A 26,925-nucleotide genomic window follows, 5' to 3' on the forward strand; every position below is an offset into this window, starting at 1 on the left:
CGCAACTCACAGCCCATGCGTGTCCAATTCAAAATTCTGCGACAAGACGAAAACTCGGCTCCCTACAGTGCCACCTACGAGCTAGAGGTGGATCCTGGCAATACGATTCTTGACTGCCTGAACCGCATTAAGTGGGAACAGGATGGAGGGCTTGCCTTCCGCAAAAACTGTCGAAATACGATCTGTGGCAGTTGTTCGATGCGAATCAACGGACGCTCGGCCCTGGCCTGCAAAGAGAGTGTCGGCAGCGAGATAGCTCGGCTGCAAGCAATTGCGGCTATGGGCGCTCGCCCTGCTGAGCAAAAGGGTCATGAAAACCAGGCAACGGCAGCGCCAGAGGACATCCCTACGTTTCACATTGCGCCAATGGGCAATATGCCTGTGATTAAGGACCTCGTTGTGGATATGCGGGGCTTTTGGGACGGGCTGGAGGCAGTCGATCCCTATGTCAGCACGGCGGGACGACAGGTTCCTGAACGCGAGTTTTTGCAAACACCAGAGGAGCGCGATCGCCTCAATCAAACAGGAAACTGTATTCTCTGTGGCGCGTGCTATTCCGAGTGCAATGCCCGCGAGGTCAACCCAGACTTTGTAGGGCCCCACGCCCTGGCCAAGGCCTATCGCATGGTGGCCGACTCTCGCGATGCCCAAACCGAAACCCGGCTAGAGGACTACAACCAGCCCGAATCTGGCGTATGGGCCTGCACTCGCTGCTATTACTGCAATTCCGTCTGCCCGATGGAGGTTGCGCCGCTGGATCAGATCAGTAAGATTAAGCAGGAAATTCTCGATCGAAAGGATGCCAGCGCCAGCCGATCGGTGCGCCATCGCAAGGTGCTTGTGGATTTGGTGAAACAGGGCGGCTGGATCGATGAACGACGCTTTGGACTGGAGGTAGTCGGCAATTCGTTCCGCGATTTGCAAGGGCTGGCCAGCCTTGGCCCGCTGGGGCTGCGGATGCTGGTGCGGGGCAAATTGCCGCTGCGGTTCGAGCCGTCGGAGGGTACGGGCGAAGTGCGATCGCTCATCGAAGCAGTTCAGTCCATCGAGTCCGCCTCTAAGCCCAGTCGCTCGCCTCAGAGCTAGGCCTGTCTGAATCCAAGCCTGAATCTAAGCCTGCCACTCGTTCTATTCTTGAACTATTCTTGAACCGTTTAGGACTTACGCAGTTGGACGACTTCTCGCGGGCTGCGACCTTGAGAAATCGTCCAAAACCCAGAAAACTTATCGCAAGTGCGTAAGTCCTGCCGTTTTTTGAACTATTTCTTTTGATTTCTTTTGCTTTGAATTCGCTATGACAACTGAAACCCCCAAGCCCAATCCACCTGCACTCGACCCAGTGCCGCAGCCAGAGCCAGCATTTGGCTGGACGCGCTATGCCGAGCAGATCAACGGCCGCTTTGCCATGATTGGCTTTGTGGCGCTGCTGCTGCTGGAGCTATTTACTCGGCAGGACTTTTTTACATGGATTGGGCTGCGCTGATCCCTGGGGCAAATCCTTAGCGAACCGTCAGCACGTAGCGTCCCCGCCCGTTGCGATCGTAAGCATTGGCAATGATGCGATAGGTGCCTGTGCGCGGCAGCGTTACCGTCAGACGAGAGTTTGTGCTGCTGGGAGATTCGTCATCGTTTTGCCCGACGACTCGGCCGTTGGCATCTAGCAGGATCAGGTACGTGTCAAACTCAATGCTCTCCATCGTGATAGTCACGGTTTGTCCGGCCTGTCCATCCAGCGCATACTCCTGATACAGGCTATTGTCTTCTGCCCAAACCAGCGAGTTGGGGCCCAGGGAACCCTCAACCCGGAGTAGGATACGGGAATTGGGGTTGGGGGCGGTGGCTGTGCCTGGGCCAGCGCCGGTAACCGCGCTGAGGCGATAGCGGCCGGTTTCCCCGGCTTCAAAGGTGTTCGCCAGGATGGTGTATAGCCCTGTTTCCGGCAGGACAGCAGTTAACCGAGCGTTGCGATCGCCCCCGCTGTCATTATCTTGAGCCAGGTCGCTGCCATCAGGGCGCAGCAAAATCAAATATGGATTCACCTCGCGGCTCGTCATTTCAATCGTCACTTCCTGCCCCGCCTGTCCTTGAAACGTGTAGGCGTTGAAGAAGCTGCTGTCGGAAGACAACACACCGCTGCTCGATGACAATACCCCCTGAACCGGAGCGCCATTCAGCGTAATCCGTCGGGCGGTTGGGCCGCCGCCCAGTTGGGGAGCCTGCTGCGCGGTGCGCGGGGCCCGGCCTTCTCGCACGGCCACCAAAAACGGCTGCACCCGATCCATCGAGATTGCGAATCCAATGCCCGTATTGCCCGATGTGCCTCGTGGCGAAAAAATTGCCGAGTTGACTCCAATCATTTGCCCCTGGCTGTTGAGCAAGGGTCCACCAGAGTTGCCAGGATTAATCGCGGCATCCGTCTGAATTAGTCCCCGATTGGTATCCAAACGGCTGACAATGCCCGTTGTAAAGGTGCCCTGAAACTGCCCGAAGGGGGTGCCAATTGCAAAGGCCCGCTGCCCGACTTCTACAGAGCCAGGGGTGGCTAGGGGAATCGTCGGCAAATTTTGCGCCCGCACGCGCACTGCCGCCAAATCCAGCCCGCCCTCTGCAAACGCAATAACTTCGCCATCGAGCCGCCGCCCGTCTGCCAAAATCACGCGCACCTGCCGAGCATTGCTCACCACATGGGCATTTGTGAGAATCAATCCGTCTGGGCTAATGATGCTGCCGCTGCCCGTGCCAGTTTGCGTCTGGATGGAGACGACCGCAGGGCTGGCCTGTCGATAGACCCGGACGTTGACTTCTTCGATGTCTTGCGCCTGGGCGACCCCACGAGTTCCGAATCTGGTGGGAGCGGGAACGATTACATCAGCCAGCAAGACGCTACCCAAGGTGCCGAAGGCGAGCAGACCGGAGGTGACTTGGCGCAACAAGAAATAGCTCAAGAAATAGCTCATGGTGAGGAGAGGAAATGCAGTGCAAAAGCAGACAGTGTTTTAAGCCGTTTCAAGCAGTGGTGAAGACGGTTCGGTGCGAAGACCGATGACAGGAACCATTCCGGCTATCAGCGCGGTGCGTCAATGACGCTGCGTGATGGCACAGATCTGAACAAGTGTCTAGCGACTCAGGGTTTGGCGACTCAAGGTTTGGCGACTCAGAATTTGGCGATCGCCCTTGCCAGGGTTCTACTAGCTATGGTTCCTATTTTGACAACAACCCGCGAACTCGTCATCTGGAAACGGCAAAAGCACAGAAGATGTCTGAAGATGTCTGGGATTAGGGAAGCAGATTTGTCCCTGCGGACTGGGGGCGATCGCCCTTGCGAGGTGCTTCATTGTCCCATTCTTCGACGGCTTCAGACTGTTGTCCGGTTAACCCAATGGCTTCAGGAAGCGTTACAGTCGTGTCGATTTGAGAGTGTGGAGATTGAGAGTTTGGAGAGAGCGTAGGCGGCGGGGCGATCGCCGGACTGGGTGCAGTCTCGTCAGACGCTTGCGGCTCTGCGGCTGATGGGGCAAGATTTGGCAGAGCCGAGTCAACCGCTGGGGCATTTGTGGGTGGCGGCTCAAGCGGCAGCGGAAAAGCGGGCGATACCTCACGCTCCGGGTTTGCTTTAGTGAGCTTCTCACCCGGCGATTTTCCACCTGGCGATTTTTCACCCGGCGATTTTTCATCCGGTGAGGCGGTATCCAGAGGGGTTGCAGATAAATCGAGGGGCTTGCCAGCGCGATCACACAGCACGATGTCCCAGTGGCCGCTGGCGTTGGATTCGTAGGCGATGCGCTGCCCATCGGCGCTGATGCTGGGGTTGCGGACGCTGGCATTGAGTCCGTCTGTCAGATTGCGGCGATACTGAATCTGGCGATCGTAGAGATAAATATCTTGTCGCCCCTGGCGACTGGCCGCAAACACGATAAACCGTCCATCTGCCGAAACGCCGGGATGTTCTGCGGCCATGTCGATGGCGTTGAGTCCGGGCAGATCCACCAAGCGACGATGCGGCAGGTCGTAGAGATAGACATCCTGGCTGCCGTTGCGGTCGGAAACGAAGACGAGATAATCTCCCGATAGCTGCGGTTCCTGCTGGGCAAAGGGACTGTTGAGGGTCTGCCCGCTGGCATCGGACGGTAGGTTCAGCAGGTGGGGGTAGGTGCAGCCGCCTAGCAGCAACAGCAGGGCGATCGCCAGCACCCATCGGAGGTATCTCACAACATCAACCCAGGCTTATCGAACATTGGCCGCTGCAATGGGTCTTGCCCTGCTGCGTCTAGTTCCATTGTTCCAGTTCTAGCGCACATCGGAGCGAATTCAGCCAGGGGCAAGGAGTCCGCATAGCACAGTCAGCCGTCCAGCAAGTCTGGCTCGATGCCGGGGCCCCGATCTAGCACCTGGATCGTCCATTTACCGTCGCGCCCTAGCTCAAAAGCGACGTAGCGACCGTCGGGGCTGATGCTGGGGTTTCGCACCCAGCCCCGATAGCCAGAGGTTAGTACCTGAGCCTGTTTAGTGACGCGATCGTATAGCTCCACCTCTGGGCGGCCGCTGCCACTGGCAACGTAGACAATGTAGCGGGCGGTATTGCTGAGGCTGGGATGTTCGGCGACGGCATCCCAGCGATTGAGCCGGGGCAAATCGACAAACTGCTGCCGCTTCAGGTCGTAGAGCAGGATGCCGCGATCGCCCTTGCGGTTCGAGACAAAGGCCACATACTGCCCATTGCCGCTGAGGGCGGGCTGTTCGTCAGTGTAGCGGCTATTGAGCGGCACGGGAGGTTCAGAGCGCTCTGGCTGGACAGCGATCGCCCGACTGCAAGCGGTGTTCAGACCCAGCAGAAGCAGCGCCAGAACCGAAAGCACGGAGCGAGCGGCAGCACGGCGGGCGATCGCCTGATAAAAAAGTCGCAATCGGGCTGTGATCTGACAAAATCTCCAGCCCAGTGACCGCCTAAAGGGCATGAACCCTGCCCAGCTAAGACGCAGCGACTTCCAGAACTTGCGCCAGCCCCAGTGCCACCTCCAGCGGCAGGCCCCAGTCCAAGCCTTAATCCAAGCCTTAATCCAAGCCCTAGTCAAAATTAGAAGAGTTGTCTGCCTCGTCATCGGAATAATCCACCGGCTGATAATCGACATAATCAGCCGAGGGGCGTGCAGGCTCGTCATCTTCCCAGCGAGCATTAACATCCTCTACCGAGCGAGGGCGGCGGGGGCGGGAGCCAGAGTCTCGACTGCTCGACCGAGAACTGCTACGGCTCGAAGCATAGTCACTGCCATAGTCGCTGGCAGAATAGCCGGAAGCGTAGTCAGAAGAATAATTGCCGCTGTAATCGGTAGACGGTTCTTCCCAAGAGCGATCGCGCCCATAGGACGAAGCGCTATAGTCGTCATCCCAGGCATCGCGCTCTGGGCGGACAGGCGGGCGAGTCTCTCCGGGACTGCGGCGACGACGGCTAGAAGAACTGGAGCGATCAGCACTGCCGCGAATGGCGGGGCGACGGCTGCTGCTGCCGTAATCTTCCGTTGGCTCAGTGCGATAGTCGCGGCTGGCTCGGATGCGTCGGCTGGCCGGACGCTCATCCACTGCGCCCAATTCGTCTAGCTCAGCGCGATAGACGCGGCTAACCGGACGTTCATCATCCACAATTTGCCCGCCTCCGCCAAAGCGCTTGGCTTGCTCGGTCGTCGCCCCCCGCAGGCGCAGCGTTTCCAGGGCAAAAGCCGTGGCTGCACCGGCCATCAAGTAAAAGCCGAAGGTCAGAATTGGGTCGAGTCGCCAGCCCTGGAACATCAGGATCGTTCCACACAAGAGCGACACAGCGGACAGCGCGATATCCTGGTCGCGGGCAACCTGCGGGCGAAAGTTTCGCAAGAAGTAGAGTCCAGCGCCACCGACTGCCAGAGCAATTCCCAGAAAGGCAGCCGGATTGCCGCCAAACACCACCTGTGCCAGAACGGGTTGGGGCTGCATCCAGGCGGCACTGGCCATCCCCGTCGCAGCGTGTCCGAAATCCACCAACATTTATAGTTTCTCCCTTAATCTGCCCTAACCCTAGCGACTCTCATCCTAACGATTTGTCAAGAAAAGTACCACTGCACCTGTCACTGCGCCCGCGGGCAGCTATGTTCAAAGCGCTCGTCTAGCTTGCCTTAGCCCGCTTGTCTAAAACGCTTGTCTAAAACGTTTAACTTTTATGCTAGCCCCATTAATACAGATTTGGGCGAGACTTGCTCGCCCAGAAGTCTTTTGATTCTGCACTGCGCTGAGTTAGGAGCGCACAAGCAGAACTTGTCACAGGGAGCCCATCGGCAGTCTCAGGGATAGCCTCAGAGTTTCCCGAATCATAGAGTTGCCCGAATTACACTAGGATCGCTGAATTTTATCTTTCTGGCTGATAAAGATGAGACCCACGGTTGCGGGAACGACCACAATCAGGAGACCAGCCAGCAGGCTGTAGAAGAAGTTCATCAAAGAGGGAGTCATGGGTATTTAACCTTAAAGCTTGGCGACTTTGTTATAAACAATTCTATCGGTCGGTTAACCGCTTGAGAAGCGTTTCGCGGGAAAGGATTTTGGGTGAGGCTACTGAAGGGGGGCGATCGCCCCCAAAATTACAGTAAGACAGTCGGCCAACGGGCACAGGCTCAACGTAAAATGAGAGGCGAGAGGGTTGCTAAATGTAACAGTTTTGTCTGAACTTTTCTCAGAAATTTGGGGTTTGGGAGCCTGTCTCTCAGAAATCCTGGTTAGCCGTTTAGCAAATACGGGCGGGTTGAGCTATGACTTCGGTGGCGATCGCTTCTTTGGCATTGAGCCTGGGGCTGGGGCTGATGATTCTCCTCTGCATTTTTCGCATTGTCCTCACCTGGTATCCCCAGATCGACCTGACCCAAATGCCGTTTAAGCTAGTGGCACTGCCAACGGAACCCTTCCTTGCGCCCACCCGCAAAATCGTCAAACCCTTTGGAGGGGTTGATATTTCCCCCATCATCTGGGTTGGCATTTTTAGTCTACTCCGCGAACTGCTCCTGGGGCAGCAGGGCTTATTAACCATGCTTACCTATTAGGACATCTATAAGACACCTACTAGGACTTATGCACTTGCAATCAAGCTTTCCGGGTTTTGGACGAGTTCTCGTGGTCTGCGCCCGCGAGAACTCGTCCAACTGCGTAAGTCCCAACCTATTAAGAATTTAGAGCGGGACTAATGCAACGAGAGGAATTGTGTGTCTTCTCCCTCGCGTTCTTGTTGCCTGTTGCCCCTACGGTCGCCCCCTACTCTATGCCTTCCAGCAAGGTCTGCACTCGCCCATCGGGATACAGCACCACCCGCAGCGTGGCGCGGCGACCTGTGGGCAGGGGTGACACCAACGTTTCGCCCATCAGCGGCATTCCAGAGCGATCGAGGTAAATGCCTGCTGCTTCGCCCAGAGGAACAACTTGCTGCACCACGCCGTTTGCAGCGACAATCACGCGATATTCCAGCGCCCGGTTCAGATTTTCCGGCGGCTGCCAGCGAGACTGAAAGTATTGCTGCGCTTCGCCAACCTGGGGAATGCTGCCCGTGGCCAGACGGGACGGGGCAGAACGCATCGCTGCGTCGGGTCGGGCCGAGTCGGCGGCAAAGGAGCCGCCAGCGGTTTCTGCATGTTCTCCCGGTAGCCCCATCACGGTTGGGTCAGGCGAATCCCCGGTTCGCGCCATGGCGGCGGGATCTTCGGGAAGCAGCACTGGAGCAGGAGCCGCCGCCGGACGCTGGGTAGGTGGCTGGGGAATTACCTGGGGCGGCGCGGCTGGGACTGCTGGCGGGCGGACTGGGGCTGCCTGGGGTGCAGGTATAGGCTGTGGGAGGGTGGCTTGTCCGGGAGCGGCTCCGGCAGGCGGAGTGGGCAGCGGCAGGGTGTCTCCTGGCGGAATGGTGGGGATCGACGGCGGGCTGGGCAGCGCGGCGGGGCTAGGAACCTGCGCGGTTGCCTCAGGGAGCGTTGTGGTGCTGTAAGCTTCTGGCGCGGGCTGGTTTGCGCTCAGTTCCGATGGCTCTGCGTTTTCTGTGGCAACCGTCGCGCTGGGCGGTGCGTTCACGTCCATCACAAACTTGGCAATGCTGCCCGTTACCCCGACAGCCAGCACAGCCACCGCAGCCACCCGCAGCCATTCGGGCGATCGCCTCGTTCCCGCAGCATAGGGCAAATCTACCGCCATCGCTTCGGCCGTATAGGCATCTAGCGCCTCTGCCAAATCTACCAACTGCGTCGTGCTGAGGCGAACCGTGTTTACCGCTGCACCCGCCGCCAGCGTCCCTAGATGCAGTTCATGGGCCAGCAGACCTAGCGGCTTTAGCTGGATGTCTTCTGCGCCAACCCGTAGGTCTACCCCGTCGCGATTGACGATTTCAAGACCCTGGGCTGGGGTCTTGTCCTCCGGCAGGCCTTGGGCGACCGCTGCGACGAGGGGCGATCGCTCTGGGGCCAGCCGCAGCAGCGCCTCATCCGCCAACCCTGCATCGGAACCCAGCAGACGCGCCACGTATTCGCTGACGGTTGCGTGCAGCGCTTCTAGCTGACGGCGATCGCCCTGAACCTCTACTTGCTGCTCCGTCGGGCGACGCGGATCGTCAAACCGCAGATTGAACCGCACGTTTTTCATGACCGTCTGATCAGTCCAGCGCGACAGCGCCGACCCAGTGGCCCGCACTTCTAGCGTGCAGGTCGGGGGGGTGTATCGTCGGAGAACGGCAGGTGGCATGTTAGGCGTTGGAAGTGAGGGATCAAGGGTTCGCAGGAAAATCAGGGACGGCTCTGAGGTTCACTTGGCTCGGTCAATCAGCGCCATCCACAGCCGCCGGGCCCCATGCGGGGTGCTATAAAACAGCAGGTCGATCAGCAGTTTGAGGGCGAGGTAGGTGAGCTGGTCGGGGGTTGCCGCATCGTCGTCCATCCGCTCCTGATAGGTGTTGTGGAAGGTGTCGAGGTAGTCGCCCAGGAGCGCGGTTTGGTGCGGTTCGCGGCCCTGCTCGGTGAGTTGCTCTAGCAGCGTGACAGCCCGACGGATGAGTTCCTGGTGCTGCTGGGCCAGGTGGCAGATGATCAGCACGAGCGATCGCGCTTCGTCCACGTCCATTCGTTTGCGCCCTTGCCCCTTCCGCAGCGGGCTGGATTGGCGCAGCCGCCACAGCGCCACCCGATCGGCAATGGCTTCTGTCAAGCCGAGCGTGTCTGCTGCCTGGAGCATCGCGTCGGAGCCAATGCCCGCCAGTGCCTCCAACGCCAGCAGCACTAGGTCAAGCTGAGCCTTGATGCTGTCTAGCTGGGCGGGGTCGGGCTGGTTGGCTAGGGGCAGCGCGTCCTGCACAGAGGCGCGGGGCTTGGTGGTCGGCGGCATAAGTCTAGACTAAGGCAGGCGTAACGCGAAGGAGACTCGGTTACAGGTCTTGAAACCAGACGCGCAGGATCAGCGGTCGAGTTCCCTCCAATCGTATCGCGTTGGCTGGAGGATCAGGCTGCCGATCGCCAAGTGCCGTGGAAGCCGATGGGGATGATGCTGGGCAGCCCCAGCCGACAGATAGGGCCTGCTTCTAGGCGATCGCCCGTGTAGATCCAAACCTCGCTCTGGTGGCGATCGCCATCGTAGACCACCGTCAGCAGCCAGCCCTGAGTGGGATGCTCTGGATCGGGCGCAAAAATTGGCTCCACGACGTAGCGACGGGGCCCGGCGGCGGCGACGGTGAGCGTGTCGGTGGTGTGGTCATAGCGGGCGATCGCCCCAAATAGCTCTCCTTGCTCCTCCGCTTTCGGCAGGTGAACCGTGAGGTAGGTGTGCTGCCAGGGCTGCCCTACGTCTTTGGGTGCAACGGTGGGAAACTCGCAGCCCCGCTCCACCACGGCGCTCATGCCCAACACTTTGGCGGACTGTGGATCGAGGCGCAGTTCCCATAGGGTGCCCGTGGTGCGGGTGGTGGTGCAGCCTGTGGCGACTTCCTTGAGGAACTGATTCGTTGAAAAATCGGGATAGCGCACCAGATTCAGCAGGATTTCTCCCGCTGCCGTTTCTGCGCCGTTGCCCAAGTGCCACTGAAACCAGGGTTCCGCCTCGCCCCGGCTGATCAGGCTCAAGCGTTCCCGGTCAAAAATCCAAATCTGTGTCCCTAGCTCTGGCTTCCAGGCAAAGGCATCGCTGGCGCTTTGTAGATTCAGCAACAGCGGCAGCGCCCTAATCCGCACCGGATTCACCAAAAACACGAGGTATCGTCCCGCCAGCACAAAGTCATGCACCAGCGGAATGCCCTCTAGCGGAATCGCCGCCCGCCGCCTCACCGTGCCATCCGCTGCACAGCGATAGAGATTTAGCACGGCGCTGCGCCCAAAGGACACGCCAAAGTTAAAAATTTCTCCCGTGCAGCCGTCGCGCTTGGGATGGGCCGAAAAGGGCAGCCCGTCCAGTCCGTGGAGGTTCTCCGCGCCGAGGGTTTCCAGGGTTTCCAGGTCGAGCGCGTGGGGCAGTCCGGCTTCCCACAGCGCCAAGAGGCGATCGCCCAGCGCCAGCACAGAGGTATTCGCCACGTTTTTGGGCAGCTTGCCAAATCGAGTCCACAGCGGCCCTGGCGGGGTCATGCCATAATTCCCAAACAGCAGCCGTCCCGCCGCTTCTTCTGCCCGATAGCCCGCCGTTTGCACATAGCGATAGGTGGCCGTAGCCGCGCCCTTGGCAAACCGCACCGCCAGAATCGCGCCATCGCCGTCGAACCAGTGTCCCATGCGCTGCCCGCCGCGCTCCAACCGCCCGGGCCCGTTTCGATAGAGCGTACCTTGCAGGCCGCCAGGAACCCGCCCCTCCAGAACGGGCAGAGGCGTGGGCAAAAATTCCTGGGCCGTGTGCAGAACCGCTGCGGCCCAGGCGGGTGAGGAGGTCGGGGAGTGGAGACTGGGAGAAACGGAACGCATAATCGCTGAAGGCTGCTAGCGATAGCGTAGCGTACTCGTGGGATACGGGGCGACTGGCAGGCTGTCCAACGGGCGATCGCCCGCTATTGCCCTTGATGATGCCCTCCCTCGATCATTCTCTACGGAGATTCCCCTTTAGTATTTCCTTTAGTATTTTTAGTATTCAACCCAGGGTTTCTCCACTAAGTCCGCTGAGTCCGCTGAATCCGCAGGCGCGTCATCTGGATCATCCCCAATCGCGGCTGGCGCTGCGTCTGGGGCGGGTTCGCTCAGGTTGGCATCCGCCGCAGGAACAGGCGCTTCAACTGGGGCGATCGCCCCTTCAGCAGGGGTTGCCGGAGTCATGGGCGGAGTCACGTTTGGCTGAGCGGTGGGGCTGGAAATTGCCTTCGCAGGTTCGGGCGCTTTGTGGGTTGGAGATGCCTCGGCTCCGCTGGGCAAGATGGTGGGCGAGAGGGGTTCCTCGGTGGAATAGTCGATAAAGCTATCGCCAGGTGCATGACCCGGATCGGCGGGCGTGTCGGTGAAGGACTTGGCGGGTGCGTCAGAGGGCGAAGCGTCAGGAGATGCCGGGAGGGGAGCCTGACGATCCAGAATAATCGGTGTCTTGAGCGGCTGGTCAAACAGGGCCGAGGCTTGCTCTAGGTAGCGCAGAATGTCTTGGCCTCTCTCGGCGGGGGCGATCGCCGCTTTGTTTTGCTTCACCTGCACGGGCAAAAACTCCAGCCGCATCTGTTCTTCCCGCAGCGACACCTTCAGCATGGCGGTGTCATAGTCGGCTGGCTCGGTACTCGTAGATTTGTCGGGATTTTCTGGCTGAAAAACAAAGTCCCCCAGGGAGTAGGCGATCGCCCGTCCCTTGTAGATCTCTGCCCCTTGCAGCACGGTGGGATGATAGCCCACAACGAGATCCGCACCGTGGTCAATCGCAAACCGACAGAGCCGCATCTGGCGATCGCTCGGAAAGCTAGCCAACGCCTCGCCCCAACGATAGTTCACGACCACCCAATCGACCTGGCTGCGAATCGCGTCAATATCTTCGGCGATTTGCTCCTCCAGCGCCGGATTAGTCCCCGCCCGCCAGAAGCTCGCCGCCTGCAAGTCTGAATCGCTGTAGCCCAGGTAGGCAATGCGCTTGCCCCGCACCTCTACAATTTCGGGCTGGCGGGCTTCGCGGCGGTTTCGCCCCGCACCGACCGGACGTAGCCCCTGCTGCTCTAGGGTTTGAATCGTCTGCCTAATCTGAGCAGCAGGCGTATCTGCCGACCCGGTTCCCGCAACGCGATTTCCCGCCGCCGCATTCACCGCTGCCACATTCACCATCGTCAGCCCCGCATTGGGCAAGGGCAACGGTTCCGCCGCGATATCTTCCAACACAGGCGGATCGAGCCGCGTCAGCAGCACATCGGGATAGGGATAGGGCGTAGGAGCCGCGTCTGGCACGGGGCCATGCAGCGGGGGCACGCGGAAAGGCGACTCGCTGCTGAAGGCCAGCGTTACTGTGGTAGGGTCGGGCACGGTAGACAGGTCAGACGCGGGCCGCAGCACGGGAATCCGACCGGTGGGCGTGGCGATTGTGGGCGTGCCCGTCAGCAGGGACACCGGATCGAGTCGCCGCATCAGTTCTACCCCACAGCCCACTAAAAAGACGGCGGCGGCTGTGGTTGCCATGCGGCCGACCTGAGACGGGCTGACCCGCTCTGCCGTGTCCAGCAGCCGATCGACTGTGGTGTTAAACGCCTGCACCGTGGCATCCATTGCCGCATCGAAGGTTTGCACAGTGGCCAGACCCCACGCCTGCCAGTCGGGCAGGGTCAGCGTCACCGTCGGCCAGTCCATGCGGGGCATTTCTACCGAAATGGGCGGAATTTGAACCGTTGGAATGTGAACGGCTGGAATTTGCACGGCTGGAAGATGAACAGCGGGCAGCGCCAGCCGTGGCAGCGTTACTTCGACGGGACGGAGCGGCCGACGCTGAGCAGCCTTGCGGCGGTGCGAGCGGACTGCGCGACTAGGATGAACCACCAGCGCGTTTGGGGGAACGGTTGCCGGACGACGCGGGCGAACAGGCCGTGCCGCCAGACGTTCTGCGACCTGCACTGGGGCAGGCTGCACAGGGGTAGGCTGCACGGGGGCAAGAGTTCGGCGGCGCGAAGAAGATGCGCGGCGTGGCGATCGCCCCATCGGTTGTCGCTGAGTTCGGCGGCGCGGCGCACTTGCCAGCGGGGGTGCTGGATTTGGCGCGGGCGCAGCGGCCAGCCGAAAGGACTGATCCCAGCGGATATCGGCAGACCCCATGACGCGCCCCAGCACGCGCACGCCTTCGATCAAGCTGGAGTTGAGCCGGACGAGGCGGCTGCAAATGAAGCGATTGAGGCGATCGCGCTCTGGCTCTCGGAAAAACTCCACCATCACCAGCAGCCAGCCGGGCCGATCCAGCGCGACACGGGCGTAGATATTTTGCGGCACAAGGTAGGTGTTCAACCAGTAGGCGATCGCCCGAAAATCTCCGGCCCGCGCCAGTTGCAATACAGACGGTTGAGAGAAGGTATCCAAGTCCATAGCCATTTCAAAACATCTTTGAGGGTTCAACCAAATAACCGCCCGCCGCGCCGACCGAAGCCCGGTTTAGCAGATCGCTTGTCTCATCGAACAAGAGTACCCACAGTGTATCGAAAGAAGCGGAAACTTAACGAATTTTGTCTGTGATCAATATCACCCATAGTCTGCGTTTAGCATCACGGGTTAGGAGCGATCGCCGTCAAGCCAAGAAATACGGAAGTCCTTAACATTAAATACTTAAGAATAGATTTTCCGACTTCTAAAGATTTTGGTGAAATGCACCAGTCATGCACCAGTCATGCACCAGTGCAGTTGCGCTTAGACCCATTGCTTAGATTAGATAGGTCTTTCAGACGGGTCGCTTGGGTCGTTGCGCTCAAGCCATTGTCAGACTTCATGTCAAGTTTCACGTCAGGTTGCGCTCAGAGTCCCCCAAGTCCCCCTACTCAGCTACCCAGAACTCGTCATGGCTAACCGTGGTTCTATGATTGATCGGCTCGTCCGCTCCGCGCTCCAGACTGGCTGCTTGAGCGTCGAATCCGAAGGCTTGATTCGCCAATTGCTGAATAGCCAGTTGCAGAGCGAAGTAGACCTGAAAGCGCTACAACTGCTCCATAGTGCCGTGCAGCAGGGGCGAGTGCAGCGGGAAGCGCCGGAATCTGTTGCACCGCCGGGGCTGTAGCGATCGCCCATCCAGTTCTGGCAGACTCCTGGCGCTGCCTCCAGAGCGGTTTTAGCGCGAGCGATACGCCGTGCCTTGGTGTTTGCGTCTAGAATCTGCGGTAAGTTTTAGCTGCGATCGCCTTGATGCCTCCGATGTCCCCGATGCCCGACCCCAACTCACCGCCGCGCCCGCCAGAGCGTCCTCTATCGTCCGATGCTGCGCCTGATTTGACGGTTTCTCTTGCTTCTGCTGCCAGCAACGATGAAGACGAGGTGGCCAAGCTCCCCCGCCCGGTCACACGGCTGGCCAGTCCCAGAGAGCGCGGGCTAATCACAGTTGACCGGGGCAATCAATACGCCCCCATGCGGGCTGAGGAGCTAGAAGCGCTGCCCGCCGGACAGCAAAAGCCTGTGCTGATCGCGCTGGCTGTGGCGATCGCCGTAACGCTAGTGGGACTCGTCTTTAACCTGGGCTGGCTGGGCATTGTGGGGTCGCTAGTGGCGCTGCTGCTGTCGGTGCAGGTGGTTTGGGAAGATCTCTATGCGGTCTTTCGAGAAATGCTGTCGGCTCGACAGCAGGTGTTGGCGATCGCTCTGGTAGGGCTGAGTGTTGGGCTGGTCGGGCTAGTGCGGTTTAGCCCTCTGGGAACCTGGATGAGTGCCTGGGCGGCGCAGCTAGATTGGGATGCCGTGGGTGCGCTGGGCGAGGTTTTTGGAGCGATCGGGCAGATCTTAATCGCTGTGATTGCGGTCTATGTGGCCTGGCGGCAGTATGTGATTTCCAAAGACCTGACGATTCAGCAAAACCTAATCACCCAGCAGCAGACTATCGACTCCTACTTTCAGGGCATCTCTGAACTGGTGCTGGACTCTGAAGGTCTGCTGGAAGATTGGCCCCAGGAGCGGGCGATCGCCGCTGGACGCACCGCCGCGATTCTCAGCAGCGTTGATGCGGGCGGCAAAGCCAAGGTGATTCGGTTTCTATCGCGATCGCGCCTGTTGACCCCGTTAAAGCGCGATCGCCTGCTGGGCCGCGCCATCCTGGATGGGGCAGGCGGCTACGAAGAAGACCGCACCTTTGGCGTGCGCGTGATTGATTTGGGGGTGATGCTGGCGGGGGCGAACTTGGCGGGCACTGACCTGCGCTGGACCGATCTCAGTGACGCAAACCTAATCCGCGCCAACCTCAGCGATTGTGACTTGGTAAAGGCAAACTTTTCCCGAACCATTCTCTGCGAAGCGAGTTTGGCAGGAGCAGACTTGCAAAGCACCCGATTCTTCTACGGCTCTGCCAAAACTGCCACCCCCCGCAGCCGCACGCACCCGCCCGACTACGCGACAGGAGCCTACACGGGCGCAGTAATCGAAGATGCCGATTTCACCAATGCCACCCGCATGTCTGAGGAATTGCGATGGTATTGCTGCGCCTGGGGCGGCGAAAAAACCCGCGCTACGATTCCCGGTGGCTGCGAAGGGATTCCCAATCTGCTGGATGCGGCCCGCTAGCAGCAAGGGGGACTGAAACCGGGGCGATCGCCCTCCGCGCTCAAGCGGCAGATTTTTTGAGGCTCCAGATTTTTTGAGAAGATCTTTACCTCCCTGCTTCCCTGCTAAAATAGCAAAGCGTCAATACGAATGATGCCTGTCGGGGAGTTAGCTCAGTTGGTAGAGCGCTGCGATCGCACCGCAGAGGCCAGGGATTCGAGTTCCCTACTCTCCATTCCCGAAACGCAATTCCCGAAACGCAATCCCAAGACTGCTGCATGGCCGATTCAGAGGCGTTTTGCAGGAGGACTTGGAGGCATGGGGCTTGGAGGCATAGGGGAAGACTGGTGGGCGATCGCCCCCTGCCTGGGGTTGCCCGGTTCGTTCTGCCTTCCCTTTCGCTTTGTCACCAAGATGTTGAGCGATGTAAACCGATTTCAACTTTGGTAAAAGGGCTTCCAAATCCAAATAGGTTAGTGTTAGTTTAAATGCAGGCACAAATCTGGTTAAGAACCCAGAGAAACCAAACTTTTTGGAGATGAGCGTTGTGCCTCCGGCTTAATCTCCGGCATCACACTCGATGCGATTAGTCTTTACACCTATAGTCAGAGCGAGTCGTACATTTCAAGTTGCTAGACCGCTATCTACAGTCCGAAGGTCAGCAGCAAGTCAATGTCACTCCGTAGCTTCAACACCTTCTATAGAGGTTGGGTGAAAGTCTAATAGGCAGGAGCTTTGTGATGGCTTCTGGTCAACCCTTAGTAAATCGAACTGAGCTTCACTGACAACTACTTCGTATAGTTTTCAACTAGTGGCTGATGCTGTTCAGCTAGGAGAGTTCATTCAGTTTTGATCCGATCATCTGATCGAGATCCAAGTTCAAATCGAGTTCAAGTTCAATTGGAACCGTTCAATTTGGTTCAGTGTTCAAGTTAAGTTGAATCCAGAAAAAGGGGACTAGTCGCAAATGTCTAGTCCCCTTTTACGTGCTTTGATATTTGCTATTTCTATATTTGCTCGGTGGCGATCGCTGCGGCCGCTGCGGCCCTAAGAGGATGTTTGAAAAGTCCTACTGTTTGTAGCAAAGCGTGCAAGATCCCCCTAAATCCCCCTTAAAAAGGGGGACTTTAAGGCAGTTTCCCCCCTTTTTAAGGGGGGCTAGGGGGGATCTCTGAGTGCTTAACATTACAGACGATACCTTTTCAAACACCCTCTAAGCAACCCAAATCGGGGCTGCCTTCATTAAGGTTGCATTCGCAAAGGCTACATCCGCAGCGATCGCCCCTTAGCTTAGCTCCCTGACGAGATCAGTCCCAAGTTTGCTAGCAGAGTCGATACCTTATCCACCAGCGAATCCGCCTGCACCCACACCGACACTGACCCACCGTTGCAGCGAAACTCGCCCCAGCCATCCGCATTCGTCTGCACTGGCTCTTTCACATGTTCGGTAATGTCGTAAAACACGGCATTGGGCTTGCCCACTTCCATCCATTTGCTGCCACTTGGGCCATCGCTCATGATTACGGCCAGGGCGCGGGGATGCGCTTCATTGCCTAGACGAGTCCAGCCGATTACGTCTTCATGGTCAAAATAGGTATACTGCTCGCCGTAGGCAAAGTGCTTGCGGGCAAACAGCAGCTTATCCAGGATGTCTTTGTGGCAATCCATCCAGATTTCATACTCGTTGCCGTCGCGCCCTTTGTCTGTGTAATGGGCACCGTAGTAGTCGGCATAAAACACACAGGGATAGCCCTCCGCCCGCAGCAAGATCAGTGCGTAGGCCAGCGGCTTGAACCAGTTTTCAACAGGAGATTCTAGCGCCTGGAGCGGCTGCGTATCGTGATTGTCTACAAAGGTGGCAGCCAGCAGCGGCACCTGCTGCATTAAGGTGTTGTCCAAGATCTTCCGCATGTCGTAATAGCCGCCCGCCTTGCTCGCTTCGTAAAAGTTATAGTGCAGCGGCACGTCAAACAGCGAGAGCCGACCTTCGGTATTGGCAAGATACCAGTGCAGCGTACCCAGGTCTTTGGTCCAATATTCACCCACAGCAAAGAGGCTGCGCTTGGCGTAGGCTTCCAGATGATCTAGCCAGTCGTTGAAAAAGTCGCCGTGGATGTGCTTGATTGCGTCTAGGCGGAAGCCGTCTACGCCTACGGTGTCCAGCGTCCACTCGCCCCAGTACTTGAGTTCGCCGCGCACTTCTGGGTGGGTCATGTCCAGGTCGCAGCCCATGAGATAGTCGTAGTTGCCGTGAGCTAGCTCTACTTTGTCTTGGAAGTTTTTGTCCTTAAAGCGATAGATCTGATAGCGCCCTGGCTGATACATGTTGTGATCCACCGAGTCGAAGTGCCACCAGCGCCACTTCATGCTGGAGTATTTGTCCCCCCGACCGGGAAAGTCGAACTGTGTCCACACTTTAATTTTTTCAACGCCGCCGACGGCCGCCAAGCGGTTGTCAGAATCTACGGGCACAGCTTCCACCTCTTCTTCTGCATCGCCGCCCATTTTGTGGTTAAACACGACATCGGCGTAGATTTGCAGTCCGGCCTCTTTGGCTGCTTTGACGGCGGCCAGGTATTCGTCTTTTGTGCCGTATTTGGTGCGGATGCTGCCTTTCTGGTCAAACTCACCCAGGTCAAACAGGTCGTATACGCCATAGCCGACATCGTAGCCGCCGCCGTTTGCTTTGTAGGCTGGCGGCAGCCAGAGCGCCGTAAAGCCCGCTTTGGCGATCGCCCCTGCGTCTTGTCGCAGCGTTTTCCAGAGGGTGCCGTCGGGTGGCAAATACCAGTGGAAATATTGCATGAAAACCCCGTTGTACTCGGTGCTGGGGTTTTTATGGGATAGCTCCGCAGCGTTCTGGTTTAGCCAATCGATGACGGAGCGCTTGGCTTCTTCGAGAATCTCCTTGCTAAGCTGCGTACCCAGAGCCTTAAACCGTTCACGGAGTTGCTGAAATGTGTTGTTACTCATAGGGCATCCCGGTATGAACCTCTGCGAAAGGGGCAGTTTAGATGCGGCATTTCCTTGCGGGGTGAGGTAAGCGCTAGGCTAAAAGAATAATGGAGTTGCGTGACTCCCCACAAACCTTACTGGCTTTGGAAACGCTCTAAGAGGGTGTTTGAAAAGGTATCGCCTGTAATGTTAAGCACTCAGAGATCCCCCCTTAGCCCCCCTTAAAAAGGGGGGAAACCGCCTTAAAGTCCCCCTTTTTAAGGGGGATTTAGGGGGATCTTGCACGCTTTGCTACAAACAGTAGGACTTTTCAAACATCCTCGAACAGGGTTAGAGAATACTATCGTGAGCCGGAGTCTGTCGGTTGTGATGGTCAGCACGGTGCGGGGGGTGGGACGGGAGAGGCAGGGAAGCGGCTGCCAATCTTCTCCGATATTCTCCAATATTCCAACACTCCAATACGCCCTTTTCCCGGTGCCTTTCGTTATATCATCGGCTCGTCTCCCTCACTCCCAACTCTTCCTTCCAACTCCTGATGCTCTATCTGCTGCGGAACCCAAGCCTAATCTGGAACCTGACGCTGGAGCATTTGCAGATGACGCTGGCAGCGCTGGCGATCGCCGTTCTGGTTGCCCTACCCGTGGCGCTCCTAGTAACGCGCTATCGTTGGCTGTCGGTGCCTGTGTTGGGTGGATTGGGCATTTTGTATACGATTCCGAGTCTGGCGCTGATTATCTTTCTGGTGCCTGTGTTTGGGCTAAATGCGCGGTCGGTCATTGTGGCGATGGTGCTGTATACGCAGGTGATATTGGTGCGAAACCTGGTCGTAGGGCTGGAGGGGATCAAGCCGTCGGTGCTGGAGGCAGCGCGGGGTATGGGTATGAGTCCCTGGCAGCGCTGGTGGCGGGTGCAGGTACCGCTGATCTTGCCAATTTTTCTGGCGGGGCTGCGGCTGGCGGCTATTGTGGCGATCGCCATTGCGACCATTGGTGCAAAGTTTGGTGCGGGCGGCCTGGGGACGCTGCTGTTCGACGGCATTGCCCAGAGCCGCTACGACAAGATTTGGGCAGGGGCGATCGCCGTTTCCCTGCTGGCCTTTGCCATCAACGCCCTACTGCTCTCGCTGGAATGGGCCACCAGCCCCACGCGCCGACTCCAGCGCCGCATCGGGCGGCTGAAAGCAGGGTTCGGGGTTCGGAACTAGGCCCCTTAGCTCACGGCTGCTTCGATCACCGGATGATAGAAAAAGGCGATGCCGAGAATGGCGTAGGTCGCCAGCAGCAGCACGCCTTCCAGCCAGTTGGACTTGCCATCGGAGCTAATCGAGTTGGCGATCAGCACAGCCACGGCCACCGCGACGACCTCAAACGGGTTGAAGTTTAAATCCATCGGCTGATGCAAAATCAGCCCCGCCAGCACCAGGATTGGCGCGACAAATAGGGCAACCTGCATACTGGCCCCCAGCGACACGGAAACGGACAAGTCCATCTTGTTTTTGATGGCCACGACGACCGCTGCCACGTTCTCGGCGGCGTTGCCAATAATCGGCAGCAAAATCACGCCTGTAAACAATTCCGTCAGTCCCAGCTTGCTGGTTGCCACCTCCAGCGACCCCACCAAAATTTCTGATTCCAGCGCGATGAAGGTTGTTGCGCCCAGCAGCACCGCCGTCCACAGCACCGGGTTGGGCTTGTGGTCGCTGTGTTCATCCGATGCGGAGGATTCATCGGTCTCCAGTTCTGCCACACCGACATCGTGCAAATAGCTGTGGGTTTTCATCGAAAACAGCAGCGTTAGCACGTATACCAAAATCAGCACAATGGCGACGGCAACCGACAGCTTTTGCATCAGTGGTTCGTCTATCCCGGCTGAGGTGGCATTGACGGCGGTCGGCAGCAACAGCGCAATCACTGCTAGGTTCATAGCAGAAGCGTTGACGCGGGCCACCACGGGCTGAAAGCTTTGCTCTTTGTATCGCAGTCCGCCCAGCAGCATAGATAGCCCCATGACTAGGAGCAGGTTGCCAATAATCGAACCCGTGAGGCTGGCTTTGACGACTTCTACGAGACCAGACCGCAAGGCGGCGATCGCAATAATTAATTCTGCTGCATTGCCAAACGTTGCATTCAGCAAGCCGCCTAGCGATGGCCCCACCACCACCGCCAGTTCTTCTGTCGCCGTGCCCATCCAGGCTGCCAGCGGCAAAATGGCCAGGCACGCCAGCGCAAATTGCACCAGTTCTCCCCAATGAAACACATAATGCGAGAGCAGCGAGATTGGCACGAAAATGAGCAAAACTGAAAAGATTAAATTTTTAGTACTCATGCAAGCGTCCTGGACGGCTTTTGACAAAGGATAACAAGAGAGATAACAAGAGATAAAAGGGCGATCGCCCGACCCAATTAAGCGACATTCAGCCACGGCACTAGGCCACACTCAAGGCGCGAGCAAACCGTAGCGAACAAACTGTGGCAAACCGTGGCAAGCAAATCGTGATTAAACCATGACTGAACTTGTTCTCCCAGAATCATAGGGGTTTTCCGCATTTTGGGAACCTGGGTTAGGATCTAGGCAGTTTTTACAAAAGTCAACAATTTCTCACTCTTCGCTATGACAGTCGTTTACCCCCGCAAGCTGCAAAGCTCCCTGGGCAGCCTCAGCGCCCGTGACGTGATGAAACAAGTGGTTCGAGATCGCGACATTCACCTGATCACGCTCAATCGCTATCGCTACAGTGAACAGCGGAGTTGCAAAGACCTGACTACCCTGATCGAACAACTGAATGGGAAGCCCGCCGAACTGGTCAAAGACCTATCGCGGCATGTGTCGGACGAAGCTCGCCACGCCATGTGGCTGACGGATTTGCTGGTAGACCTGGGCAGCAGCGTAGGCACGCCCCCTGGCATGTCCTATATCGAAGAATTTGAGCGATTGCTCGATCAGGAGTCGCCTAGCCCTGAGAGCCTGGATGACTTTGTGATTTCATCGTTGGCGGCCATTAACGTGACCGAAAAGCGCGGCTGTGAATACTTTTCGGGTCATATCCACGCCCTTAAGCACGCACCGCAGACCGAGGAAAACGTCAAGATTCGGGAAACCCTGGAGCGCATTCTGCCTGAAGAAGCCGCCCACGTCCGCTGGGGCAACCGCTGGCTAGCCCAAATGGCCGACAAAAGCCCGGAGCATCGCGCCAAGGTCGAACACGCCAAGCGCAAGCACGCCGCGATTGAGCAGGCTGCGTTTGAGTCGGGCATGGACATTACCGCCGGGGCTGAGCTGCGTCGGGTGGGTCATTTGCTGGATATTGCCAACACCCTGCCCGCGTGGCAGCGCCCGCAATATTTGATGGAGCGCCTGCCCCAAAGTCTGCTGTCGCCCGACCTCCAGCGCACCCGCCTCGACGCAATCCAGCGAGTCTGGAACCGCGATCCGCAGGCATTTGTGGAACGGTTTGTGCCGATGTTCCTGAGCGGGCTGACGCGGGATGTCAATGGCAAGAAGCCGCAGCCTAACAAGGCTAGTGCTGCCAACGCTGCGGCCAATTAGCGCCCTTGGGCACACAGGACTAGCGCAAGTGCGGAAGTCCAAGCACGGTGACTAGTACAGCGACTAGTACAGTGAACCGGCATAATTTGGGCGAGGCGGACGAAGCGTTTGGACTGCTCTCTCTGGGCAAGCGCTTGGGTGAATCCCTGAGAAAGGGTATCCAGCGCTTCGTCGTTTAGTCGTTTTCAGGCGGGGCGATCGCCCCTGATCCCCGATCACCTACCCTTCCACCCCCGCTTTTTCTGGTAGGGTCGCTTGTAGTTTCAGGCAATTGCGCCCGCTTACCTGGAGGCGGTATTCCACCTTGTCCATCAGGCGATTCAAAATCAGCCAGCCATAGCCGCCATCCTGCATATCATCTGGGGCAGGCGGCAGATAGGTGGAAAGGTCGTAGCCCTGGCCGTGATCCCAGATTTCCAAGTGGATATCTCGATCGATTAGCTCTAGGCGGATTAGCACGGGCAGATTGGGCTGGTCGCGGTGGGCGTGGCGCACGACGTTGGAGTAAGCCTCCACCAGCACCAGCCGCAGCCGATTAGACTGATGGCTCCAGTCCACCAAATCGCCCAGTTCTAGTTCCAGCGAATTGAGCAGCCAGTTTTCGACTACTTGCAGAAACTTCAGGTCGCTGGGAATATGCAACTCGGTTTTCATGGACTACAGAACCTCCAGCGAGAGTATGGTTTGGTCATCTTCCTGGGCATGGCTTTGTGACTGTATGCAGGAAAGCAGCTTGGATAAATCAAGTGGTTGGGGCTGTTGTTTTAGCAGTTCCCAAAGACCTTGCTGGCCGAGCATCAGGCTGTTGCCAGCAGCGTGTGGGTGAGCGAGGGTGGCTTCGGTGATGCCGTCGCTGGTGAGGAGCAGCAGGTCGCCTGGGTTTAGCGTCAGCCGGCCGGCGATCGCCTTCCACATGGGCAAGATGCCCAACGGCACCCCCCTTTCTTTTAGGTATAGCGGTTCAGCCGATGGCTTGTTAACCGACCAAACCATCGGGTAGATGTGCCCTGCATTGGCATACACCAATTCTTGCGTGGCGGGGCTGTAGCGGGCCAGCGCCATCGTGATAAAGCAGTTGTTGCTCACCAGATCATCCATCAGGCTGCGGTTTAGGTTTTGCATGACCTGAGCCGGATCGGGCGGGTTTTCCTGATAAATTTCGCGCCGCAGCACCGAAATAGCGCTGGCCATAAACAGAGCTGCCGGAACGCCCTTGCCCGACACGTCTCCCACGCCCAGCCAGAGGTCGCCCTGGGGATGCTCGTAAACCTCGAAAAAGTCGCCGCCGACCTCCCGCGCTGGGTGGCAGCAAGCCTGAATTTTGGCGATGTCCAGTTCGGGCAAGCTCTGGCGCAGCAGGTTGGTTTGGATTTGACGAGCGACGGCCAGTTCTGCCTGCATTTGCTCGGTTTGTCGCTGGATGCGCTGATACAGCTTGGCCTGGGAAATAGCCAGGGCGACTCGTTCTGCTACTTCCTGAATTAGGTCAAGGTCTTCTTCTGACCAGGCGATCGCCTGTCCCTGGCGGTGGAGGCTGGCGATCGCCAACAATTCCTGCTGATAGACCAGCGGCAGCGCCAGCCGGATCCCTTGCTCGTCTGATTCCGAAAGCTGCACCCGACGGCTCTGCAAAGCGGCCAGCAGCGCATCATTGGGCAGAAGCAACGGACTGATCTCCTCACTGGAGTTAGAACTGAAGCTGAACAGGTCGGGCAGCAGGCGATAGGCGTTGCCGTCGCCCGTTAGCACGCCGTCTGAATCTCGCTCCACTGGATGCAGCACGCAGGTTGCCCCAAAGGTTTGCCCCAGCACCTCTGCGATCCGCTGCATCATGCTCTGGTAGTCCAGCGATTCGCGGGTTGCCGTGGAAACTTTGTTGAAAATGGACTCCCGCCGCAGGGCGCGATGCAGCTCATTGGTGCGTTGTTTGACCACGCGATAGGTATCGGCGGCCTGCTGCACCACGGTCATCAGGTCTTCTGGGTTCCAGGGCTTGGTGATGTATTTGAACACCTTGCCCGCGTTGATCGCGTTTACCAAATCCTCAACATCGGTATAGCCCGTAAGCAGAATCCGAATCGTATCGGGAAACTGGCGGGCGACATGGCTGAGAAACTCGGTGCCGTTCATCTTGGGCATCCGCTGGTCGGAAATAATGATGCTCATTTCACCCACCTGATCCAGCAGGTTGAGCGCATCCAGGGCGCTGTCTGCTCGAAACACCTGAAAGTCGCGCCGAAACGTGCGGTATAGCAGATCCAGGTTGTCGGCTTCGTCGTCTACCACCATCAGCCGCAACTTGTTTCGCTCTACCGGGGATTTGTTTTGCACGGATTGTTGTAGGTCGTATGCGATCGCCAAATCGCCATTCTCCAGGGTTCACGCTCTTACACCCAAAGTACCCAGAGGAAGGCGATCGCTATCAGAGGAGTGGCTGGCTCATTACAGTCTCTTCATCCTATTCTCCCACGCCGATCATCCGTCTCCCTAGCTGACGCAGCCAGGCCCAGACACGTCGGAAGCGGGAGGGCTTTTGGGGTTGGCAGGATTGGGCCAGGAGGGCGATCGCCCCGGTTACATCGGGCACAATGTCGATCACTTCGTACAGTCGATATTCGCCGCTCTTGCCAGGGAGCGACATGTCGCACTGGCGACCCAAGCCAACCAGCGGCTGCACCTGCTGATAGACTGCCTCGGAAACAAGGAGACTAGTCCCCACCGCTTTGTTGGCGGCTTCAATCCGGCTGGCCAGATTCACCGTGTCGCCAATGGCGGTAATTTGCTGGCTCTTGGGAGACGCGCCCACCGCACCCACCACCACCGAGCCGTAGTGAATGCCAATGCCAATTTTGAGCTGGCGCTGATAGAGCGTTTCCAGGTAGGCGTTAAATGCTTCCATTGCGGTTTGCATGTCTAACGCGGCGCGGACGGCTCGCTCCACCGGGCGATCGGGGCAGTTCCAGCCAAATAGCGCCATGAATCCATCGCCCATGTAGTTATTGATGATGCCGCCGTAGCGTTCGATGATTTGCCCCATGCGGCTGAAATAGCGGTTTAGCACGTAAATCACGTCGTAGGCGGGCAACACTTCTGCAAAGGAGGTAAAGCCCCGCAAGTCTGCAAATAGAACCGCCAGCATTTGCTCCTCGCCAATAGCGCTGCGCTGCCCGCTTAGCTGCTGCTCGACCAGCGACATGTCTTCGGCATCCACCACCAGTCGCCGCACCGTGACCTTGCCCTCGCCCAGGACTTGGGTTTGGCAGGCCAGGCGCATCTTCGGGTCAAAACAAAGGCGCTTGGCCAGACCATCTTCGGCATCGTTGCGCGGGGAACAGTATTCCAGACCTTCCAGCACCCACACTCGACAAGTGGAGCAGCGGGCACTGCCGCCGCACACATGAATATGTGGAATGCCTGCATAGAGCGAGGAGGCGAGGATAGTGTCGGTTTCCTCGGTTTCGACGCAGCGCTCGTCGGGGAGATAGTAGAGCAAGGGCATAGGGGAGGCGCTTTAGGAAGAGGGCGGATTTACTCTACCTTTCCCTGTTCTACAAGCACGTCCACAGGAATTCAGCAGAATCCACGCAGTTCGTAACAGCATTGCTGGGTTGCTGGTTTGCCCATATCGATTTTGGATAGGACTTACGCAGTTGGACGATTTCTCGCGGGCTGCTACGTCAGTCTTGGGTACATTCGCTGTGTGGCGAATAGCGGATGGGGACGGTTCCGCTGGGTACGTAGAGCGGGTGGCGGGGCTGTTGCTGCTGGGTGAGGCCCAGGCAGTGAAGCGGATAGCCCGACAGCAGTGCCAGCACAGCACGATCGCGCTGATAGAGCGCCCCCCCGTTTCCCCAAGCGAGAATGATCTGGGCTGCTTGTTCGGCAGCGGCGATGAGGGGGCGATCGCCCGCCTCCCCAATCGGATCATCCACCCGCTTTAGGTCTTGGGGCCGCGTTGCCCGATAGGCAAACAGATTCACCACCTCCAGCCCGCCGTAGCCCCAAGCTTTTGCCAGCCCAATGCAGCGGCGAATCGTTGGGTCGTTGCGCTCGGCATCGGCCGTGCTGGGATTGAGCATGACAAACGCCACGCGAGGAGCGGCAAAGTCCCACACGCGCCACAGCGTGTATCGATAGCGCCCAGACAGGTCAAAGGTTGCCCCCGCTGGCTGGACTTCTGGCTGGACAGATGGCCGAACGGCTGGCTGAGTGGTTTGCAGTGTGTGAGCGTCTTCTACATCTTCTACATAAAACACTTGACGCGCTGCCATTGCCCCTGCTCGTCCTGGCAATAGTAGCAGCCTTCCCACCAGATGCAGCGATCAAAGACGGCATCAATCTGACGGCTCTTTTTGGGCTGTTCGCTACTGAGCAGATCTACGATTTCATCTTTGCGGTCTTTGGCACCGGAGGCGATCTGGTCTAGGGTGGACTGGAGATCGCGAGAGACAAAATTTTCAGTTTGCTGCAACATGATCCAAATCAAACACTCGATATCAAAAACGGAAAAACCCCCACAAACGTCGAGGAACACTGTTAGAAGGGAGTCTCCTAGAAGGGATGTTCTCAGGGAGCGTTCCACTTCTGCTGTGCCTGACGGTTGTTATACCTGACGGTTGTTTTGTCTGACAGTTGTTCTGCCTGACGGTGGGGCATCCCTATGGAGTTCCCTGATCCCACTCTATCTTCCTGAAAATGGGGTGGTCTTGAATTGAAAACATACTTAACTCTTATATGTAATATAAGCAACGTCTATGTATGCAGCCTGTGCTGTGGAACC

At 57.9% G+C, this 26,925-nt stretch carries 24 protein-coding genes and 1 tRNA gene; 9 read left to right on the forward strand and 16 right to left on the reverse strand.

What is annotated here, in order from left to right; translation table 11 throughout:
* Positions 1-15 precede the first annotated feature (15 nt).
* Positions 16-1,086 (forward strand): succinate dehydrogenase/fumarate reductase iron-sulfur subunit, encoded by a 1,071-nt coding sequence (locus tag HNI00_RS02200; RefSeq protein WP_316790283.1) that lies wholly within the window; start codon positions 16-18, stop codon positions 1,084-1,086.
* A 208-nt stretch (positions 1,087-1,294) separates the two neighbouring features.
* Positions 1,295-1,483 carry a chlorophyll a/b-binding protein gene (locus HNI00_RS02205; protein ID WP_068508548.1) on the forward strand — a complete coding sequence of 63 codons (189 nt, stop codon included), beginning with the start codon at positions 1,295-1,297 and terminating at the stop codon, positions 1,481-1,483.
* Positions 1,484-1,499: 16 nt separating this feature from the next.
* Here HNI00_RS02205 and HNI00_RS02210 read toward each other — a convergent pair whose 3' ends face one another.
* The gene (locus HNI00_RS02210; protein WP_316790285.1) at positions 1,500-2,957 is read right to left on the reverse strand and encodes a trypsin-like peptidase domain-containing protein; all 1,458 of its coding nucleotides are present in this window, start codon (positions 2,955-2,957) and stop codon (positions 1,500-1,502) included.
* Between the two features lie 155 nt (positions 2,958-3,112).
* On the opposite strand from HNI00_RS02210, the gene HNI00_RS02215 reads away from it, so the two are divergent.
* Positions 3,113-3,280 (forward strand): hypothetical protein, encoded by a 168-nt coding sequence (locus HNI00_RS02215; protein ID WP_316790287.1) that lies wholly within the window; start codon positions 3,113-3,115, stop codon positions 3,278-3,280.
* On the opposite strand, the gene HNI00_RS02220 is transcribed toward HNI00_RS02215, so the two are convergent.
* From HNI00_RS02220 to psbX, 4 genes are all read right to left on the reverse strand, one after another.
* On the reverse strand, positions 3,277-4,209 hold the full coding sequence (locus HNI00_RS02220; RefSeq protein WP_316790288.1) for a TolB family protein: 933 nt from the start codon (positions 4,207-4,209) through the stop codon (positions 3,277-3,279). The two genes, HNI00_RS02215 and HNI00_RS02220, sit on opposite strands and share 4 nt — an antisense overlap.
* A 131-nt stretch (positions 4,210-4,340) precedes the next feature.
* On the reverse strand, positions 4,341-4,904 hold the full coding sequence (locus HNI00_RS02225) for a TolB family protein (RefSeq protein ID WP_316790290.1): 564 nt from the start codon (positions 4,902-4,904) through the stop codon (positions 4,341-4,343).
* A gap of 160 nt (positions 4,905-5,064) precedes the next feature.
* Positions 5,065-6,015: a Ycf66 family protein gene (locus HNI00_RS02230; RefSeq protein WP_316790291.1), complete on the reverse strand. Its 951-nt coding sequence runs from the start codon at positions 6,013-6,015 to the stop codon at positions 5,065-5,067.
* 342 nt (positions 6,016-6,357) lie between these two features.
* On the reverse strand, positions 6,358-6,477 hold the full coding sequence (psbX, locus tag HNI00_RS02235; RefSeq protein WP_015188284.1) for a photosystem II reaction center protein PsbX: 120 nt from the start codon (positions 6,475-6,477) through the stop codon (positions 6,358-6,360).
* 296 nt (positions 6,478-6,773) lie between these two features.
* On the opposite strand from psbX, the gene HNI00_RS02240 reads away from it, so the two are divergent.
* Positions 6,774-7,061, forward strand: a complete 288-nt coding sequence (locus tag HNI00_RS02240; RefSeq protein ID WP_205370874.1) for a YggT family protein — start codon at positions 6,774-6,776, stop codon at positions 7,059-7,061.
* 208 nt (positions 7,062-7,269) lie between these two features.
* Here HNI00_RS02240 and HNI00_RS02245 read toward each other — a convergent pair whose 3' ends face one another.
* The 4 genes from HNI00_RS02245 to HNI00_RS02260 all read right to left on the reverse strand — a co-directional run bounded on the left by HNI00_RS02245 (position 7,270) and on the right by HNI00_RS02260 (position 13,502).
* The gene (locus HNI00_RS02245) at positions 7,270-8,739 is read right to left on the reverse strand and encodes a DUF4335 domain-containing protein (RefSeq protein ID WP_316790294.1); all 1,470 of its coding nucleotides are present in this window, start codon (positions 8,737-8,739) and stop codon (positions 7,270-7,272) included.
* 60 nt (positions 8,740-8,799) lie between these two features.
* Positions 8,800-9,375, reverse strand: a complete 576-nt coding sequence (locus HNI00_RS02250; RefSeq protein WP_297078049.1) for a DUF3038 domain-containing protein — start codon at positions 9,373-9,375, stop codon at positions 8,800-8,802.
* A 113-nt stretch (positions 9,376-9,488) separates the two neighbouring features.
* Complete coding sequence (locus HNI00_RS02255; RefSeq protein ID WP_316790298.1) at positions 9,489-10,934, reverse strand: carotenoid oxygenase family protein; 1,446 nt, start codon at positions 10,932-10,934, stop codon at positions 9,489-9,491.
* 156 nt (positions 10,935-11,090) lie between these two features.
* Positions 11,091-13,502, reverse strand: coding sequence for a CapA family protein (locus HNI00_RS02260; protein WP_316790300.1), 2,412 nt, complete (start codon positions 13,500-13,502; stop codon positions 11,091-11,093).
* Positions 13,503-13,980: 478 nt separating this feature from the next.
* Between HNI00_RS02260 and HNI00_RS02265 the strand changes: the two genes are divergently transcribed.
* The 3 genes from HNI00_RS02265 (at position 13,981) to HNI00_RS02275 (ending at position 15,879) form a co-directional block, all read left to right on the forward strand.
* Positions 13,981-14,178 carry a hypothetical protein gene (locus tag HNI00_RS02265; protein WP_172358684.1) on the forward strand — a complete coding sequence of 66 codons (198 nt, stop codon included), beginning with the start codon at positions 13,981-13,983 and terminating at the stop codon, positions 14,176-14,178.
* Positions 14,179-14,303: 125 nt separating this feature from the next.
* On the forward strand, positions 14,304-15,665 hold the full coding sequence (locus HNI00_RS02270) for a pentapeptide repeat-containing protein (protein ID WP_316790303.1): 1,362 nt from the start codon (positions 14,304-14,306) through the stop codon (positions 15,663-15,665).
* A gap of 141 nt (positions 15,666-15,806) precedes the next feature.
* A tRNA-Ala gene (locus HNI00_RS02275) sits at positions 15,807-15,879 on the forward strand.
* Between the two features lie 1,055 nt (positions 15,880-16,934).
* Here HNI00_RS02275 and HNI00_RS02280 read toward each other — a convergent pair.
* The gene (locus tag HNI00_RS02280; protein ID WP_420156280.1) at positions 16,935-18,449 is read right to left on the reverse strand and encodes an alpha-amylase; all 1,515 of its coding nucleotides are present in this window, start codon (positions 18,447-18,449) and stop codon (positions 16,935-16,937) included.
* 685 nt (positions 18,450-19,134) lie between these two features.
* Between HNI00_RS02280 and HNI00_RS02285 the strand changes: the two genes are divergently transcribed.
* Positions 19,135-19,803 (forward strand): ABC transporter permease, encoded by a 669-nt coding sequence (locus HNI00_RS02285; protein ID WP_316790307.1) that lies wholly within the window; start codon positions 19,135-19,137, stop codon positions 19,801-19,803.
* A gap of 5 nt (positions 19,804-19,808) precedes the next feature.
* Here HNI00_RS02285 and cax read toward each other — a convergent pair whose 3' ends face one another.
* Positions 19,809-20,924, reverse strand: a complete 1,116-nt coding sequence (gene cax / locus HNI00_RS02290; protein WP_316790309.1) for a calcium/proton exchanger — start codon at positions 20,922-20,924, stop codon at positions 19,809-19,811.
* 285 nt (positions 20,925-21,209) lie between these two features.
* Between cax and HNI00_RS02295 the strand changes: the two genes are divergently transcribed.
* Complete coding sequence (locus HNI00_RS02295; RefSeq protein WP_316790311.1) at positions 21,210-22,145, forward strand: ferritin-like domain-containing protein; 936 nt, start codon at positions 21,210-21,212, stop codon at positions 22,143-22,145.
* Positions 22,146-22,364: 219 nt separating this feature from the next.
* Here HNI00_RS02295 and HNI00_RS02300 read toward each other — a convergent pair whose 3' ends face one another.
* The 5 genes from HNI00_RS02300 to HNI00_RS02320 form a co-directional block, all read right to left on the reverse strand.
* Positions 22,365-22,799, reverse strand: coding sequence for an ATP-binding protein (locus HNI00_RS02300; protein WP_068508568.1), 435 nt, complete (start codon positions 22,797-22,799; stop codon positions 22,365-22,367).
* 3 nt (positions 22,800-22,802) lie between these two features.
* The gene (locus tag HNI00_RS02305; RefSeq protein WP_420156281.1) at positions 22,803-24,434 is read right to left on the reverse strand and encodes a SpoIIE family protein phosphatase; all 1,632 of its coding nucleotides are present in this window, start codon (positions 24,432-24,434) and stop codon (positions 22,803-22,805) included.
* Positions 24,435-24,603: 169 nt separating this feature from the next.
* The gene (locus HNI00_RS02310) at positions 24,604-25,644 is read right to left on the reverse strand and encodes an adenylate/guanylate cyclase domain-containing protein (protein ID WP_316790315.1); all 1,041 of its coding nucleotides are present in this window, start codon (positions 25,642-25,644) and stop codon (positions 24,604-24,606) included.
* Positions 25,645-25,822: 178 nt separating this feature from the next.
* Entirely contained in the window at positions 25,823-26,416 is a 594-nt protein-coding gene (locus HNI00_RS02315; RefSeq protein ID WP_316790316.1) for a DUF1643 domain-containing protein, read from the reverse strand.
* Positions 26,389-26,619: a hypothetical protein gene (locus HNI00_RS02320; protein WP_172353225.1), complete on the reverse strand. Its 231-nt coding sequence runs from the start codon at positions 26,617-26,619 to the stop codon at positions 26,389-26,391. The genes HNI00_RS02315 and HNI00_RS02320 overlap by 28 nt, the downstream gene beginning before the upstream one ends.
* Positions 26,620-26,925: the final 306 nt, after the last annotated feature.

The organism is Thermoleptolyngbya oregonensis NK1-22 (assembly GCF_032705245.1).
GTDB classification, from domain to species: Bacteria; Cyanobacteriota; Cyanobacteriia; order Elainellales; family Elainellaceae; genus Thermoleptolyngbya; species Thermoleptolyngbya sichuanensis.

Excerpts from the sequence above, each read along its gene's own strand:
- HNI00_RS02200 (WP_316790283.1), top strand. The coding sequence starts at position 16 with ATGCGTGTCCAATTCAAAATTCTGCGACAAGACGAAAACTCGGCTCCC.
- HNI00_RS02205 (WP_068508548.1), top strand. The coding sequence starts at position 1,295 with ATGACAACTGAAACCCCCAAGCCCAATCCACCTGCACTCGACCCAGTG.
- HNI00_RS02210 (WP_316790285.1), bottom strand. The coding sequence starts at position 2,957 with ATGAGCTATTTCTTGAGCTATTTCTTGTTGCGCCAAGTCACCTCCGGT.
- HNI00_RS02230 (WP_316790291.1), bottom strand. The coding sequence starts at position 6,015 with ATGTTGGTGGATTTCGGACACGCTGCGACGGGGATGGCCAGTGCCGCC.
- psbX (WP_015188284.1), bottom strand. The coding sequence starts at position 6,477 with ATGACTCCCTCTTTGATGAACTTCTTCTACAGCCTGCTGGCTGGTCTC.
- HNI00_RS02240 (WP_205370874.1), top strand. The coding sequence starts at position 6,774 with ATGACTTCGGTGGCGATCGCTTCTTTGGCATTGAGCCTGGGGCTGGGG.
- HNI00_RS02245 (WP_316790294.1), bottom strand. The coding sequence starts at position 8,739 with ATGCCACCTGCCGTTCTCCGACGATACACCCCCCCGACCTGCACGCTA.
- HNI00_RS02250 (WP_297078049.1), bottom strand. The coding sequence starts at position 9,375 with ATGCCGCCGACCACCAAGCCCCGCGCCTCTGTGCAGGACGCGCTGCCC.
- HNI00_RS02255 (WP_316790298.1), bottom strand. The coding sequence starts at position 10,934 with ATGCGTTCCGTTTCTCCCAGTCTCCACTCCCCGACCTCCTCACCCGCC.
- HNI00_RS02260 (WP_316790300.1), bottom strand. The coding sequence starts at position 13,502 with ATGGCTATGGACTTGGATACCTTCTCTCAACCGTCTGTATTGCAACTG.
- HNI00_RS02265 (WP_172358684.1), top strand. The coding sequence starts at position 13,981 with ATGATTGATCGGCTCGTCCGCTCCGCGCTCCAGACTGGCTGCTTGAGC.
- HNI00_RS02270 (WP_316790303.1), top strand. The coding sequence starts at position 14,304 with ATGCCTCCGATGTCCCCGATGCCCGACCCCAACTCACCGCCGCGCCCG.
- HNI00_RS02280 (WP_420156280.1), bottom strand. The coding sequence starts at position 18,449 with ATGCAATATTTCCACTGGTATTTGCCACCCGACGGCACCCTCTGGAAA.
- HNI00_RS02285 (WP_316790307.1), top strand. The coding sequence starts at position 19,135 with ATGCTCTATCTGCTGCGGAACCCAAGCCTAATCTGGAACCTGACGCTG.
- cax (WP_316790309.1), bottom strand. The coding sequence starts at position 20,924 with ATGAGTACTAAAAATTTAATCTTTTCAGTTTTGCTCATTTTCGTGCCA.
- HNI00_RS02295 (WP_316790311.1), top strand. The coding sequence starts at position 21,210 with ATGACAGTCGTTTACCCCCGCAAGCTGCAAAGCTCCCTGGGCAGCCTC.
- HNI00_RS02300 (WP_068508568.1), bottom strand. The coding sequence starts at position 22,799 with ATGAAAACCGAGTTGCATATTCCCAGCGACCTGAAGTTTCTGCAAGTA.
- HNI00_RS02305 (WP_420156281.1), bottom strand. The coding sequence starts at position 24,434 with ATGGTGGTAGACGACGAAGCCGACAACCTGGATCTGCTATACCGCACG.
- HNI00_RS02310 (WP_316790315.1), bottom strand. The coding sequence starts at position 25,644 with ATGCCCTTGCTCTACTATCTCCCCGACGAGCGCTGCGTCGAAACCGAG.
- HNI00_RS02315 (WP_316790316.1), bottom strand. The coding sequence starts at position 26,416 with ATGGCAGCGCGTCAAGTGTTTTATGTAGAAGATGTAGAAGACGCTCAC.
- HNI00_RS02320 (WP_172353225.1), bottom strand. The coding sequence starts at position 26,619 with ATGTTGCAGCAAACTGAAAATTTTGTCTCTCGCGATCTCCAGTCCACC.